The organism is Blastococcus mobilis, assembly GCF_900188025.1.
Lineage (GTDB): Bacteria > Actinomycetota > Actinomycetes > Mycobacteriales > Geodermatophilaceae > Blastococcus_B > Blastococcus_B mobilis.
In genome coordinates this window covers 1-13,802 of the sequence record NZ_FZNO01000038.1, presented here as the reverse complement: position 1 = coordinate 13,802, position 13,802 = coordinate 1, and the positions used below count along the sequence as shown (strand labels likewise).

13 protein-coding genes are annotated in these 13,802 nt (G+C 71.1%); 8 read left to right on the top strand and 5 right to left on the bottom strand.

Annotated features, from left to right (window positions below; all coding sequences use genetic code 11):
* The first annotated feature begins 65 nt into the window (after positions 1–65).
* The 5 genes from CHB94_RS22385 to CHB94_RS26840 all read left to right on the top strand — a co-directional run bounded on the left by CHB94_RS22385 (position 66) and on the right by CHB94_RS26840 (position 4,213).
* The gene (locus CHB94_RS22385) at positions 66–350 is read left to right on the top strand and encodes an FmdB family zinc ribbon protein (protein WP_089338769.1); all 285 of its coding nucleotides are present in this window, start codon (positions 66–68) and stop codon (positions 348–350) included.
* Positions 351–430: 80 nt separating this feature from the next.
* Positions 431–1,183 carry an AmiS/UreI family transporter gene (locus CHB94_RS22380; RefSeq protein ID WP_089338783.1) on the top strand — a complete coding sequence of 251 codons (753 nt, stop codon included), beginning with the start codon at positions 431–433 and terminating at the stop codon, positions 1,181–1,183.
* Positions 1,184–1,232: 49 nt separating this feature from the next.
* Positions 1,233–2,486: a formamidase gene (gene fmdA, locus CHB94_RS22375; protein WP_089338768.1), complete on the top strand. Its 1,254-nt coding sequence runs from the start codon at positions 1,233–1,235 to the stop codon at positions 2,484–2,486.
* A gap of 120 nt (positions 2,487–2,606) precedes the next feature.
* The gene (fmdA, locus tag CHB94_RS22370; protein WP_089338767.1) at positions 2,607–3,869 is read left to right on the top strand and encodes a formamidase; all 1,263 of its coding nucleotides are present in this window, start codon (positions 2,607–2,609) and stop codon (positions 3,867–3,869) included.
* Between the two features lie 71 nt (positions 3,870–3,940).
* Positions 3,941–4,213, top strand: a complete 273-nt coding sequence (locus CHB94_RS26840; protein ID WP_176445693.1) for an FmdB family zinc ribbon protein — start codon at positions 3,941–3,943, stop codon at positions 4,211–4,213.
* Between the two features lie 62 nt (positions 4,214–4,275).
* On the opposite strand, the gene CHB94_RS22360 is transcribed toward CHB94_RS26840, so the two are convergent.
* The gene (locus CHB94_RS22360) at positions 4,276–5,862 is read right to left on the bottom strand and encodes a Na+/H+ antiporter NhaC family protein (RefSeq protein WP_089338765.1); all 1,587 of its coding nucleotides are present in this window, start codon (positions 5,860–5,862) and stop codon (positions 4,276–4,278) included.
* An 85-nt stretch (positions 5,863–5,947) separates the two neighbouring features.
* Positions 5,948–6,829, bottom strand: a complete 882-nt coding sequence (locus tag CHB94_RS22355; RefSeq protein ID WP_089338764.1) for a fumarylacetoacetate hydrolase family protein — start codon at positions 6,827–6,829, stop codon at positions 5,948–5,950.
* A 176-nt stretch (positions 6,830–7,005) separates the two neighbouring features.
* Between CHB94_RS22355 and CHB94_RS22350 the strand changes: the two genes are divergently transcribed.
* Positions 7,006–7,665 (top strand): cysteine hydrolase family protein, encoded by a 660-nt coding sequence (locus tag CHB94_RS22350; protein ID WP_217899442.1) that lies wholly within the window; start codon positions 7,006–7,008, stop codon positions 7,663–7,665.
* A 234-nt stretch (positions 7,666–7,899) separates the two neighbouring features.
* On the opposite strand, the gene CHB94_RS22345 is transcribed toward CHB94_RS22350, so the two are convergent.
* The gene (locus CHB94_RS22345) at positions 7,900–8,238 is read right to left on the bottom strand and encodes a YciI family protein (protein WP_089338762.1); all 339 of its coding nucleotides are present in this window, start codon (positions 8,236–8,238) and stop codon (positions 7,900–7,902) included.
* Positions 8,239–8,404: 166 nt separating this feature from the next.
* Positions 8,405–8,761, bottom strand: a complete 357-nt coding sequence (locus tag CHB94_RS22340; protein WP_089338761.1) for a nuclear transport factor 2 family protein — start codon at positions 8,759–8,761, stop codon at positions 8,405–8,407.
* Between CHB94_RS22340 and CHB94_RS26420 the strand changes: the two genes are divergently transcribed.
* On the top strand, positions 8,657–9,451 hold the full coding sequence (locus tag CHB94_RS26420) for a YdhK family protein (protein ID WP_254920855.1): 795 nt from the start codon (positions 8,657–8,659) through the stop codon (positions 9,449–9,451). The genes CHB94_RS22340 and CHB94_RS26420 overlap by 105 nt on opposite strands.
* A 260-nt stretch (positions 9,452–9,711) precedes the next feature.
* On the opposite strand, the gene CHB94_RS22330 is transcribed toward CHB94_RS26420, so the two are convergent.
* Positions 9,712–12,930, bottom strand: a complete 3,219-nt coding sequence (locus CHB94_RS22330; protein WP_089338760.1) for an AfsR/SARP family transcriptional regulator — start codon at positions 12,928–12,930, stop codon at positions 9,712–9,714.
* Positions 12,931–13,100: 170 nt separating this feature from the next.
* Here CHB94_RS22330 and CHB94_RS22325 point away from each other — a divergent pair, with 170 nt between their 5' ends.
* Positions 13,101–13,709, top strand: coding sequence for a multicopper oxidase domain-containing protein (locus tag CHB94_RS22325; protein WP_089338759.1), 609 nt, complete (start codon positions 13,101–13,103; stop codon positions 13,707–13,709).
* Positions 13,710–13,802: the final 93 nt, after the last annotated feature.

Genomic DNA, 13,802 nt, shown 5'->3' with positions numbered 1-13,802 from the left:
AGTAGAGCGTCCCGCTGTCAGTTCGGTGACACGGCCTCGCGTCCGAGCTGCGCCGGGAGGTGGCCATGGCGGTCTACATCTACCGCTGCGCCGAGCACGGCACCACCGAGGAAAGCCGGCCCATCGGCACCGCCGCGGCCGCCGTCCCGTGCCCGGTGTGTGGCTCGTCGGCGTTGCGGTGCTATACGGCACCGCGGCTCTCCTTGGGCTCGTCGACCCGCCGCGCGCTCATCGACGCCACCGAACGCACCCGCGACGAACCCGGCGTCGTCTCCGCGCCTCCACCCCGCAGTGGTGGCCGAGCGGACATGAGACGCAACCCGGCCCTGCGTCGGCTGCCACGCCCGTGACGTGACCGTCGAACGCGGCAGCCGCGACGAACACACCTGGACAGAGGAACCTCATCGACCGGTACGAAGGGATGGTCGACATGGGCAGCGTCGGACTGCTGTACGTCGGAGCGGTTCTGATCGTCAACGGGTTGATGCTGCTGGGGCGGGTCGACGCCCGCGCGGCCGCGCCGCTCAACTTCTTCGTCGGCGGTCTGCAGGTGATCACGCCGACCTATCTGATCTTCACGTCCGGTGGTGATGCGAACACCATTCTCTCCGCCTCGGGTCTCTACCTGTTCGGCTTCACCTACCTGTACGTCGGTTTCAACCTGCTCGGCGGCCTGGACGGCACCGGGCTGGGCTGGTTCTCCGCGTTCGTCGCGGTCTGCGCCGTCGTGTACGCCGGGCTCAACTTCGGGCGCTTCGACGACCCTGCCTTCGGGGTCATCTGGCTGTACTGGGCGGTGCTGTGGGCGCTGTTCTTCCTCGTTCTCGGCCTCAAGCGGGAGGAGCTGACCCGATTCACCGGTGCTGTCGCCATCGTCGCCGGGGTCATCACGGCCGCCGTGCCCGCGTTCATGCTGCTGACCGAGGTGTGGGACGACTACCTCACGACGTCGGCGATCGCCCTGGCGGTCCTCTGCGTGCTCTCGCTGGGCCTGTACCCCCGGCTACGCGAACCGCGAGCCACCACGGCGACGGCCCCGGCGCCGGAACTTCGTGAGGGCGAGAACCCCGGGCAGGCGGGCGGAACTCAGCCGCGGACCACGGAGATGTACGGCAACGTCGCCGCGGGTCAGGAGCAGGCCGCCGGCCGACGCTCGGACGCGCCGGCCCACCGACGGCGGTGAGGCCCCTCCCCCACTCCGAAGGATTCCCATCGTCGCGAGGAGGTCAGCCATGCCGGACGTCGTGTTCCCGCTCGACTCCACCAAGAAATTCACCGAACAGAAGTACCTCGGCCACAACCGCTGGCATCCAGACATCCCGACCGAGGTGACCGTCCGCCCCGGGGAGTCCTTCCGTGTGCACTGCCGTGAATGGTTCGACGGGGCCATCCACAACGACGACTCAGCCGACGACGTCCGTGACGCGCCGCTCTCGACCGTGCACGTCCTCAGCGGCCCCATCCGCGTGGAGGGCGCGCAGCCCGGTGACCTCCTGATCGTGGACATCCTCGACGTCGGCCCGATCCCGCAGGAGGATTCCGGCCCGCTCGCCGGACAGGGCTGGGGCTACACGGGCATCTTCGCGACCCAGAACGGCGGCGGCTTCCTCACCGAGCAGTTCCCCGACGCATACAAGGTCATCTGGGACTTCTCGGGTCAGAAGGCGACGTCCCGGCACCTTCCCGGCGTCTCCTTCACCGGGATCGTCCACCCCGGCCTGATGGGCACCGCGCCGTCAGCGGAGCTCCTGGCGCGCTGGAACCGGCGCGAAGCCGACCTCATCGCCACCGACCCCGACCGCGTGCCGCCGCTGGCCCTTCCCCCGCTGGCGCAGGACGCGATCCTCGGGCGGTTGGAGGGAGCGGACTTCGAGCGCGCGGCGGCCGAGGCCGCCCGGACCGCGCCGCCCCGGGAGAACGGGGGCAACCAGGACATCAAGAACCTGACCCAGGGCAGCCGGGTCTTCTACCCGGTGTTCGTCGAGGGAGCCAAACTGTCGATGGGCGACCTGCACTTCTCGCAGGGGGACGGCGAGATCACCTTCTGTGGGGCCATCGAGATGGGCGGCTTCATGGACCTGCACGTCGATCTCATCTCCGGCGGCATGGAGACCTACGGCGTGGGTGAGAACGCCATCTTCATGCCCGGCAACGTCGATCCGAGGTACGAGCGGTGGCTGGCGTTCTCCGGCACCTCGGTGACCCTGGACGACCAGCAGCACTATCTGGACTCCCACCTGTCCTACCAGCGGGCCTGTCTCCACGCGATCGACTACCTGACCACGTTCGGCTACAGCCCGGAGCAGGCCTACATGATCCTCGGGGCAGCGCCGATCGAGGGCCGGCTCTCAGGGGTCGTCGACATCCCCAACTCGTGCTCGACGGTGTACATCCCCACCGCGATCTTCGACTTCGACGTCGCTCCGTCGGCGTCCGGGCCGGCCCGGATCGACCCCGGCATGGGCGTTCCCCGGTCCAGCTTCTGAGCACGGCGACGCACCGGCGTCACGGGAGCCCTGGCGCCCGTGAGAACGCAACCGCGCCAGGAAAAAGCGGGCCCGCCCGTTGTCCTGCCCGAACCTGCCGCACCCTCCGAGGAGTCCCCAGTGCCTGACGTCATCTTCGAGATCAACCGGGACCTCAGCGTCCCCATGGCCGAACAGTCCGTTCCCGGTCACAACCGCTGGCACCCGGACATCCCGCCGGCCAACACGGTCCCCCCGGGGAACACCTACCGCATCGAGTGCAAGGACTGGACCGACGACCAGGTCCGCAACAGCGACGACGCCGACGACATCCGCGACATGAACATCGATCCTTGCCACGTCCTGAGCGGCCCGATCGCGATCGACGGGGCCGAGCCGGGCGACATCCTCGTCGTCGACATCGTCAACATCGGTCCGTTCCAGGAACAGCCGTGGGGGTACACCGGCATCTTCGCCAAGGAGAACGGCGGCGGCTTCCTCACGGACTACTCGCCGCAGGCGTCCAAGGCGATCTGGGATCTCGACGGGATCTGGACGAGCAGCCGCCACGTGCCGGGGGTGCGCTTCATCGGCAACTCCCACCCGGGGCTGTTCGGCTGTGCACCCTCCGCTGATCTGCTGGCCGAGTGGAACCGCCGCGAACAGGCGTTGATCGACCAGAACCCCGACCGGGTGACCGGCGACATCCCCGCGCACGGCGGCGAGACGCCCGGCGCACCGCAGGTTCCGGCGCTGGCGCTCCCGCCGCTGCCCAAGGATGCCCTTCTCGGCCGGCTGAGCGGGGCGGACTTCGAGCGGGCCGCTGCCGAGGCCTGCCGCACGATTCCCCCGCGGGAACACGGCGGCAACGTCGACATCAAGGACCTCGGGGTCGGCAGCCGGGTCTACATGCCGGTGTTCGTCCCAGGCGGACTGTTCTCGATCGGGGACCTCCACTTCGCCCAGGGCGACGGGGAGATCACCTTCTGCGGTGCCATCGAGATGCCCGGCTTCATCGACCTGCACTTCGATCTCATCAAGGGCGGGATGGACCGGTACAAGACCAACATGCCGTTCTTCAAGCCCGGACGCGTCGGCCCGAACTACTCGGAATTCCTGACCTTCGAGGGAATCAGTGTCGAAGACGGTCGGAACTACTACATGAACGCCACCGTCGCCTACCGACAGGCCTGCCTGAACGCGATCAACTTCCTGATGCCGGCGATGGACTGGACCTTCGAGCAGGCCTACCTGTTCCTCGGGGCCGCCCCCATCGACGGCCGGATCGGCGGCGTCGTGGACATCCCGAACAGTGCGGTCTCGCTCAGCATCCCCTTGTCGATCTTCGACCGTAACCTCCTGCCGGAGAGCACCGGCGGAGGCCGGGAGCTGGTCGCGGACTGACCCATCCCCGAGGGCCGGGACGGCGGGATGCCGCCGTTCCGGCCCGACCCCCCGTCAGGCAGGAGCCACCCGTGCCGCTGTACGAGTTCCGTTGTCCCCGCTGCGGTCCGTTCGACCTGCGACGCGACATGCAGGACGCCGCGCAGGCCGCCCCATGCCCGTCGTGCGCCCAACCGGCCCGCCGCGTCTACACGGTGTCGGGAGGCAGACCCGCGACCGGATCGCTGCGCGGGGCGGACAAGCTGGACCGGGCCCGGGTGGATCGGGCCCTCAGCGGTGAACCCGTGATCACCGGTCCTCCGTCCGGGCGCCGGTTGCCGCGGCGGGGAGGCCACCATCACTGACCTCCCCCTGGACGAAGCCACCTACCGCTACGACCTCGCGGCGTCCTTCCACCGCCCAGCGCTCAGCCCTTGACCTCGCCCACCTGCGGCGCGCTCTCCGACTCAGCACCCCGGACGGCGCTACGCCCCTTCAGCAGGAGGACGGCCAGTGCGAGGGCAGTCACCGCAGCCAGGAGCCCGAGGCCGGTGCTCTCCGTGAGGCCGGAGACGAGGTAGCCCACCGCCGACGCCGCCGCGGCTACCAGGGCGTACGGAAGCTGGGTGGTGACGTGGTCGATGAGGTGCACCCCGGAGCCGATCGAGGACAGGATCGTGGTGTCGGACAGCGGCGACGTGTGGTCGCCGAAGATCGCCCCGGCGAGCACCGCCCCGAATACCGGGATGAGCAGCGCGCTGTCGAGGGAGAGCGCGATCTCCGCCGCGATCGGGAGCAGCAGACCGAAGGTCCCGAACGTGCTGCCGATGGAGAAGGCGATGAACGAGGCCAGCACGAAGAGGATGACCGGCAACAAGGCCAGTGGCAGGGCCTCGTCGATCACTCCGGCCAGGTACTCGCCGATGCCGAGCTCTCCGATCACCTCTGCCGTGATCCAGGCCAGGAAGAGCACCGCGGCCGCGAAGAGCATGGAGCGCACCCCGGACACCGCGGCCTTGCCGATCACGCGGCCCGGTGTCCGCCGGACCAGCAGCATGGCGGCGGCCACGAGGCAGGCCGCGATGGTGCCGTAGAACAGCGCCAGGATGACGTCGGTGGCGGCCAGGATGTCCATGGGCGCCAGCGAGCCCTCGGCCCCGGCGATGCCGATCCACAGTGCGCCGACGACCGTGACCGCGATCAGGGTCAGGATGGGCCAGACCAGGTCGCGGACGCGGCCGCCCTCGCGCACCGGCAGGTTGCGGTCCGTCTCACCCGGCGGAAGGCCGTGCGCGGGGTCGAACAGCACGTTCTGCTCGATCGCCCGCTGCTCGTGCCGGCGCATGGGGCCGATGTCGATGCTGAACCACGCCACCGCGACGACCAGCAGCAGGGCGGTGATCGGGTACAGCATCGCCGGGATGGACTGCAGGTACGCCTCGTACCCGTGGAGCCCGTCGACCTCGTTCTCGTCGAGGATGCCGGTCATGGTCGCGGCGATGAAGGCGGCCCAGCCGGAGATGGGGACCAGGATGATCACCGGAGCCGCGGTCGAGTCGACCAGGTAGGACAGCTTGGCGCGGGAGACGCGGTGCTGGTCGGTGATCGAGCGGCTCACGGTGCCGCCGACCAGGCTGCTGAACGCGTCGTCGAAGAAGATCACGATGCCCGTCACGACCGGGACGAACTGCGCCTGGGTGCGGGTGCGGACCCGCCGCACGGCCCAGGACGCGAAGGCGAGCAGACCGCCGGACACGTAGATGAGCGAGGACAGGACGCCGATGAGGACGACGGCGCCGAGGATGTAGACCTCCTCGGCGATCTCGCCGTCGGCGACGATGAGCCCCGAGGCCGCCTCCCGGACGAACTCGAGGGCGGCGAGGACGTCCCACTCGGCGTACATCAGGGCCCCGAGCACGATGCCGACGCCGAGGGAGATCAGGATCCGCCGGGTGGCGATCGCCAGGATGATCGTCACGAGAGCTGGCAGCAGCGACAGGATCGACGGTTCCACGAGAGTTCTCCTCGGTAGTGCGGGGTGTGGTGCGCCGCCACCGGCTACGGCGGTGTTGCTGACCAGTGCCAGCGCTGGGGTGCGCTCAGCCGGGGTCGGCCACCAGCGGGGTCACCAGGCGCCCCAGGCCCTGGATCTCGCAGACCACTTCGTCGCCGGGCTGCAGCCAGACCTGCTCGGCCATGCCGAGGATCACGCCCTCCGGCGTGCCGGTGTAGATGACGTCGCCCGGCTCCAGGGTCATGACCTGGGACAGGTCGCTCACCAGTTCGGCCACGGAGAACACCATGTCCCTGGTGTTGGAGCTCTGGCGGAGCTCGCCGTTGACCCGGCACTGCAGGTCCAGCGCCTGTGGGTCGGGGACCTCGTCGCTGGTCACCACGTAGGGTCCCAGCGGCGCGAAGCCGTCGATCGCCTTGCCGTACATCCACTGCGTGCTGCGCATCTGCAGTTCCCGCGCGGACAGGTCGTTCCCGGTCGCGTACCCGAACACGTGCTCCAGCGCGCGGTCCGCGCTCACCTTCCTGGCGCGCCGTCCGATCACGGCCACCAGCTCGATCTCGTAGTCGGCCTTCTCCGTGACGGCGGGAATGACCACCGCCTCGCCGGAGGCGGCCAGGCTGTTCGCGTACTTGGCGAAGTAGATCGGGCGCTCCGGCACCGGCATGCCGCCTTCCGCGGCATGCTTGCGGTAGTTCAGGCCGACACAGATGATCTTGCCTGCGTCGGGCACTGCGGGCGCGAGTCGGAGCTGCTCGATGGGGACGACGTCCGAGGCCGAATCGGCCGCCCCCCGCAGCCACTCCAGCGCCTCCTGGCCCCCGCCGGCGAGCGACCGCACCGATGCCCGACTGCCGTCCCCGGCGGCCTCGGTGACGTCGGCGACGCCGGCGCCGGTCTCGACACCGAGCCGCAGGCCGCCGTCGCCGTCGCCGTCGCCGTCGCCGTGGAACGACACCAGCCTCATCGAGCGGATCCTGGCGTCCGGGCCGTCGCTAGAGAGGGATGGCGCATGACGGTCGTTTGAGTGATCCACATCACGTCCGGCATCATGGTGGGCGCGTCGGTGCAGGTCAAGGCGCTACGAGACCGGGCCGTTCCTCGGTCGTCCTCGGCAGTCGTCGTCCGACGGGAGGTGACGCCGTGGTACCCGGCTGGCCGGCGGACGTCGACGCGCACCTCGCCCCCGAGCCGGATCGGTCCGCGCTGCTGGTGATCGACACGCAGATCGACTTCCTCGACGGGGGCAGCAGCCCCGTCGCCGGCACCAGCGCCGTCGTGCCGACCATCTCGCGCCTCGTCCGTGGCTTCCGGGCCGCCGGCCGTCCCGTCGTACACGTCGTCCGTCTCTACGAGGGCGATGACGTCGACCTGTCGCGCCGCACGCTGATCGCCTCGGGGGCTCCGGTAGTACGCCCCGGCTCCCCGGGGTCGCAGATCGCTCCTGATCTGCGACCTGCTCCCGACGCTCGGCTGTCGCCTCGCGAGCTGCTGGCCGGTGAGCTGCAACCCCTCGGGCCCGGGGAATGGGCGATGTGGAAGCCGCGCTGGGGAGCCTTCCACCGCACGCCCCTGGACGCTCACCTGCGTGCACTCGACGTCAGCACCGTCGTGGTCGCCGGGTGCAATTACGCCAACTGTCCCCGGGCGACCGTGTACGGGGCGAGCGAGCACGACTACCGGACGCTGATCGTCCAGGACGCGATCTCCGGTCTGTGCCCGCTGCACCTGGAGGAGGCGGCCCGGATAGGGGTACTCCATGCGACGACCACCGCGATCCTGGCGCGAATGACGCAGAGCTGAACCGTCATGCCCGTTGAGCTGCCGGACCGCGTCCACGCCGATAGCCGCTCCCCCGGCGAAGGGGCCTCCTCGAGGACACCGCGGCGGACCGAACATCGGTCGGGCCGCCCAGAACCGGGTCTGGAACGTCTTCCGGGTGGCGCCGCAGACGGTGGAGAGTCCGCGCGACGGTCCGGCTCGGCGTGGTCCCGCGCGACGACGCCGTCCGCTGCGGACGCCGCGGGTGTGCGTCGATCAGACGGTCGGGTCGGGCAGGAGCCCCCGCACCTCTTGCGCACAGCGGCACGCCGAGGCGATCTTGGCAGCCCACTCCAGCGCCTCTTCGCGTGAGGACACGTCGACGATTGCGAACCCGCCGAGGACCGCCTTGGTCTCCGGGTACGGGCGGTCGGTGACCCTCCCGTCGGTGGCCACGACGCTCGCCCTCTGGCTTTCCACTCCGCCACCCAAGACCCACGCGCCGGCGTCTTCCGCCTCCTGGACCACCTCGTGCGCGGCCTTGGCCACGGTGCGCAGGTCCTGCGCCGGGAACGTCATCGCGCCGTCATCGAACGAGATCGAATACCGCGTCATCCCGTGACTCCTCGTCCCGGCCTCCGGCCGCCTCTCAGCTCCACCGGTCACACGTCCACGGAGTGTCGGCACGCCGCGGCGGCCGCACCTCGGACCCATTCGTCCGTACACACCATGAGGCGGACTCGGCAGCAAGCGTTGATGACCGGTGCCTGGTTCGGCGGGCTCAGGCCGGCATCCGCGTGCCCTGATGGAAGCGCAGCTGCCAGCCTGCCGCAGTGTCGCGCACCCACAGCGAGCTGCGCAGCGAGCCGGCTTCTCCGCTCACGCGGTAGGTGAGGAGGACGACGTCCTCAGCGAGCCGCACCGGTGCGAACGCCTCAGCAGGCCCAGGGGCCGCTGGGTCCGCTGCCAGCGCATCGACGATCGCCTCCCGATCCCAGACGCGGCCCGAGGCGCCGAACTCCTGGAAGTCCTGGTGCAGCAGCACCTCTACTCGGTGGCGGTCGGCACGAATGTCAGGACGGAGGAGCAGCCGTTCGAGCTCGACAACGGCCGCTGTCTCGGCTTCGTCGTTGGTCACGCGTACAGGGTGCTCGCTGCTGCGCGGTGTACCGATCGTCGGCCCCTGGAGTCAGGCACCGTGATCAACACGTGCTGCCGGCCCCCATCAGCCGAGTTCGGCAGGGAGTGTCGGTGGACGGTGCCTGGATCAGACGCCGAAGCCCTACTTCAGCCGTCCGTCGGCGCGCTGGATCGGGCGGTACCCAGACGAACACGGCCTGCGGAAGTCAGCCGATGGGGCTCGGCACACCAGCAGACCGGCGGTGGCTCCGGGCCTCAGCACAATCCCCACGGTGGTCCTCCGCCCGAGGGGATCGAGACGGCGACCGATCCCACGTACCCCGTCGGCACGACGGTCACCATCACCGCCGACCACATGCCGGGCATGCAGGGGGCGGGGGCGAGGATCTCCGGCGCCTTCGACACGACGGCGTACTCGGTGACCTTCGCGCCGACCACTGGCGGTCCGCCCGTCACCGACCACAAGTGGGTCGTCCACGAGGAGCTGGAGGACCCCGGGGAGCCACCCCTCGAGAATGGCACCGAGGTCGTCCTGGACGCCGATCACATGACCGGCATGGACGGCGCCGAGGCGACGATCGAGAGCTCGACCGACGAGACCGTCTACATGGTCGACACCGTGATCAACGGCATGACGATGACCAACCACAAGTGGCTCGTCGAGAGCGAGCTCCAGCCCGCCCAGTGATACCGGCGCGGAAGACCGATGCAGAAATGTCCAGACGTTGTTCACCGCGTGTCCACCCGCGTCAGTGAGCCGATGTGGGACGCGCGATCATGCCGGTACGCGAGCGGCCGGCCCGCCGTGCGGTGGAGGTGATGGCGCCGGAGGCGCGGGTACTCGATGACACGTCACGGGCGGGACAAGGGCACCGCCCACCGCTGATAGCAAGCACGTGACGACTCGACGAGGCCAGCCGCCGCCCAGAGGCGCGGCGGCCGTCGACGTCAGCAGTCCGCGGCAGCGCTGTCCAGCTCCACGGCCTCCGGCCGGGCTGCGCCCGCTGCGTGCGCAGCTTGGTAGGCCGCGTCGCCGAGCTGCGCTCGGGCGTGGCGCTCGGCCCGGTCGACGTCCAACTGCTCCAGCCGGGAGGCGGGTCGGTGCCGCATCTCCCGCCACCGGGCCGCCGCACCGAGCAGGCGTGCCACAGCCGCGGCGTCCCCACGGGCGGCGGCGACACACGCCAGGCCCTCGAGGGCGGCGGCGTGGCCGGGGGCGGTCTGCCACGCCAGACGATGGAAGGACTCGGCACCGGCGAGGTCCCCCTCCCGCTCGGCGACGTGGCCGAGGCCTACCAGGGCGGTCGCCGTCCACTCCGGCTCGCTGACGCCGGCCAGCATGCGTTGCGCCCACGCGAAGTGCTCCCGTGCCGCGGAGAAGTCACCGCGCTCGCACGCGAGCAGACCTTCGCCCACAGCTGCCCGCGGGTTGCCTTCGGCGCCGAGTTGCCGGGCCCCGGCATGCGATTCGCTGAACAGGCGGGCGGCCCGGTCGGTGTCGCCGAGCAGCAGCGTCACGTGCCCGGCGCCGGCGAGGGCGTACTGGACGGTGTTGGCCAGGCCGACGTCCCGGACGCTGTTCAGCGCTCCCTCGTACAGGGTCAGGGCCTCCTCCAGCTTCCCGGCGCGGTGCAGAGCCATGCCCAGGTGGAACTGGATGGCCGAGACACCCCACGAGTCCCCCAGCGCGCGGAAGGCCGCCAGGGCCCGGTGGCCGACCGACGTGGCCTCGGACAGGTTCCCCTCGGCGGCGTGCAGTTCCATGCGCACGAAATCCACGAGCGCCGAGCACCAGGCGTCCCCGTCCCGGGCGAACTCCTGGTCAGCCTCGGTCAGTAGCCGAAATCCCGCGGCCGGGTCCGGATGCCCGATGGCCTCCACGGCGAGCAGGGTGTCCGACAGTGCGGTCCGGAAGTCGTCGCCGAGTTCGGCGAACAGCCTGCGGCTCACCTCGACGGCGGCTGCGCAGTCGGGGGCGGGGTGGACGATGCAGGCTCCGGGCCGTCCGGCGACAGCGAGTGCCTGCAGAGCCCGTGCCTTCGCCTCCGGCGCGCCCGCCGGGGCGGCCGCCAGCATGGCGGCGACCCGTTGCCCGCCGTCGGGCCGGGTGGCGAAGTACCAGTACCAGCCCAGCGCGCCGACCAGTCGCAGGCCCGCGTCGGGCTCCGCCGCGGCATGCTCGGTGCACCAGGCCAGCGCCGCGTCGACGTCGTCCCGTTCCACGGCGAGCCGACGCAGCCACCGGGCCTGGCCGTCGCTGCGCAGCTCCGCCTCTGCCTCTTCGGCCAGCGAGGTGAGGTACCGGACGTGTGCCCGGGCGACCTGCTCCTCCTCACCGGACTCCATCAGCCGCTCGTAGGCGTACTCCCGGATGGTCTCCAGCAGGTGGTAACGCGGGCCGGCGTCGTCGTCGACGACGACTCGGTCGACGACGACCAAGGACCGGCCGACCAGCCGGCCGAGGAGGTCGACCACGGCGGCACGGTCCAGGGAAGCGCCGCCGGCGACGGCCGGCACCGCGTCCAGCGTCCAGCCGCCGCGGAACACCGACAACCGGCGCAGCAGCACCCGCTCCGGTTCGGTCAGCAGCTGGTAGCTCCAGTCGACGGTCGCCTTCAAGGTGCGCTGGCGCGCTTCCGCGGTGCGTGGGCCCGTCGTCAGCAGCGTGAACCGGTCGCCCATCCGCCGGGCCAGCTCACCGACCGGAAGTGCAGCGACGCGGGCGGCGGCGAGCTCGAGCGCCAGCGGGATGCCGTCGAGGTGCCGGCACACCGCGGCAACGGCGGCCGCGTTGTCCTCGCGCAGGCCGAAGCCGGGCACCGCGCTGCGCGCCCGGTCGACGAAGAGCTGGACGGCGGTGCTGGCCGCCAGATCGCCCGGCAGCCCGTCGTCGGCGGGCACAGGCAAGGGCTCCAACGCGTACTGGACCTCGCCGCGCGCGGCGAGCGGCTCCCGGCTCGTGGCAAGCAGCCGGATCTGCGGGCAGGACTCCAGCAGCTGTTCGGCGAGCGACGCGCACGCATCGGCGAGGTGCTCGCAGTTGTCCAGGACCACGAGTGCGGCACGCTCACGGAGGTGACCGAGCAACTGGTCCTCGGCCGTCGCCGTCGGCACGTCCCGGACGTCGAAGGCGGCCAGGACGGCGTGCGGCACCTGGCCCGGGTCGGTGACGCCGGCCAGGCGGGCGAACCCGATGCCGTCCGGCACGCCGGCCCCGGCGCCGCGAGCCGCCTCCACGGCAAGGCTGGTCTTGCCGACACCGCCGGGTCCGGTGACGGTGACCAGCCGGTGGACCTGCAGCAGCGCGCCGACGCGCTGCAGATCGTCCTCGCGGCCGAGGAACGACGTCAGCCGGGGCGGCAGCGTCCGCGCTCCGCGGGGCGGTGGCGCGGGAGCGGTGGTGACGCGGGCGGGTGCCCGCAGGTCGGCACGCTGCTGCAGGATCGCCTCCTGCAGCCCGCGCAGCTCGGCGCCGGGCGCCAGGCCGAGCTCCGCGTCCAGCACCGCCCGGGCTCGCTGATAGGCCGCCAGCGCGTCGGCCTGCCGCCCGGCGCGATAGAGGGCGAGCATCAGCCGGGCGTGCAGCCGCTCACGCAACGGATGAGCGGCGGTCAACGCCTCCAGCTCCGCCAGGACGTCGGCGTGCCGGCCGGCCGCCAGCTCCAGGTCGATGACCTCTTCGCGGGCCGCCAGATGCAGCTCGGCCAGCCGCGTCACCTCCGGTGCGGCCCACCGGGCGTCGGCGAACTCGGCCAGCGCGGCGCCGCGCCACAACGCCAGCCCCTCCCGGTACAGCCGCGCCGCAATGGCCGGATCCGCGCCGACAGCGGCGCGAGCCCGCTCCACCAGACCGGCGAAGCGGATCGCGTCGACGCACTGCGGATCGACGTCGAGCAGGTACCCCGGCGGGCGGGTGACGAGCACCGCGCCGTCCACGCCGGCCAGGCTCAAGCCACGCCGCAGCTTGGACACCCGCACCTGCAACGCGTTGCCCGGATTGCCCGGAAGATCCTCGCCCCACAGCGCATCGATCAGGGCGGGGACGGCCACCACCCGGCCCGCCGACAACGCCAGCACTGCGAGCAACTCCCGTTCCCCACCACCAGGCAGTGATCGGAGCTGCCCTTCGACGATCACCTCGACCGGCCCCAGGACGCGGATCTCCATGCGCGTGCCTCCCGGTCCGATCGGCCTGTCGCGGCGCCGATTCTGACTCGCACCCGCAGCACGGACAACGAGATGGCGGCCGGCCGGGGAAGTCCGGTCAGCGGTCGGACAGCATCTGGACAGCGCGCCTGCGCAAGGTCTGCACCGACCAACCTGCGCAGGAGAAGGCCATGATCTCGATCCACGTCCCGGCGATGAACTCGCGGCAGTCGGTACGGGCGATCAGTGCCCGGGTCAGCGACGTCCCGGGCGTGCAGATCCTCGAGGTCGACCTCGCCGCCCGAACGGTCCACGTGACCGGTCCGGCGGCCCCCAGCGCGGTCGCCGCCGCCATCGGCGCCGCCGGCTTCGCCGTCGACAGGAGCGTCGACGGCGCCACGCCTTCCCCAGCAACAGTCTCAGGAGGAACCGCCATGGACACCTTCTTCTCCACCGACACCACCGGCCTACCCGAGGCCACCCGCCCGCGGGTGCTCGAGCTGGCCGACGGGGACACGCTCGACCTCCGGCTGGGCCCGCTCGCCAAGCGGCTCGCCGGAACCACCGTGCGCGTGCTCGGCTACAACGGCTCGGTCCCCGGACCCACCCTGAGAGTGCCGCAGGGCTCGGAGATCGCAGTCCACGTCACCAACGACGCCGACGTCGACACGACCGTGCACTGGCACGGACTGCGCCTCGGGAACCGCTACGACGGGGTTCCGCAGGAGACGCAGGCCCCGATCCCGGTGGGGGGCAGCTTCACCTACCGGATCCAGTTCCCCGACCCGGGCCTGTACTGAGGTTTTCTCACTTGGTTCCGCGGTCGAGTGAGGTCAATACGAGAGCGGCGGCGGCGATTGCGCTGATGCGCTGCGGGCAGACGGTGACCCGGT

Bases quoted from the DNA above. Each gene is read 5' to 3' on its own strand.
- CHB94_RS22380 (WP_089338783.1), top strand. From the start codon at position 431: ATGGGCAGCGTCGGACTGCTGTACGTCGGAGCGGTTCTGATCGTCAAC.
- CHB94_RS22330 (WP_089338760.1), bottom strand. From the start codon at position 12,930: ATGGAGATCCGCGTCCTGGGGCCGGTCGAGGTGATCGTCGAAGGGCAG.
- fmdA (WP_089338768.1), top strand. From the start codon at position 1,233: ATGCCGGACGTCGTGTTCCCGCTCGACTCCACCAAGAAATTCACCGAA.
- CHB94_RS22325 (WP_089338759.1), top strand. From the start codon at position 13,101: ATGATCTCGATCCACGTCCCGGCGATGAACTCGCGGCAGTCGGTACGG.
- CHB94_RS22355 (WP_089338764.1), bottom strand. From the start codon at position 6,829: ATGAGGCTGGTGTCGTTCCACGGCGACGGCGACGGCGACGGCGACGGC.
- CHB94_RS22345 (WP_089338762.1), bottom strand. From the start codon at position 8,238: ATGACGCGGTATTCGATCTCGTTCGATGACGGCGCGATGACGTTCCCG.
- CHB94_RS22385 (WP_089338769.1), top strand. From the start codon at position 66: ATGGCGGTCTACATCTACCGCTGCGCCGAGCACGGCACCACCGAGGAA.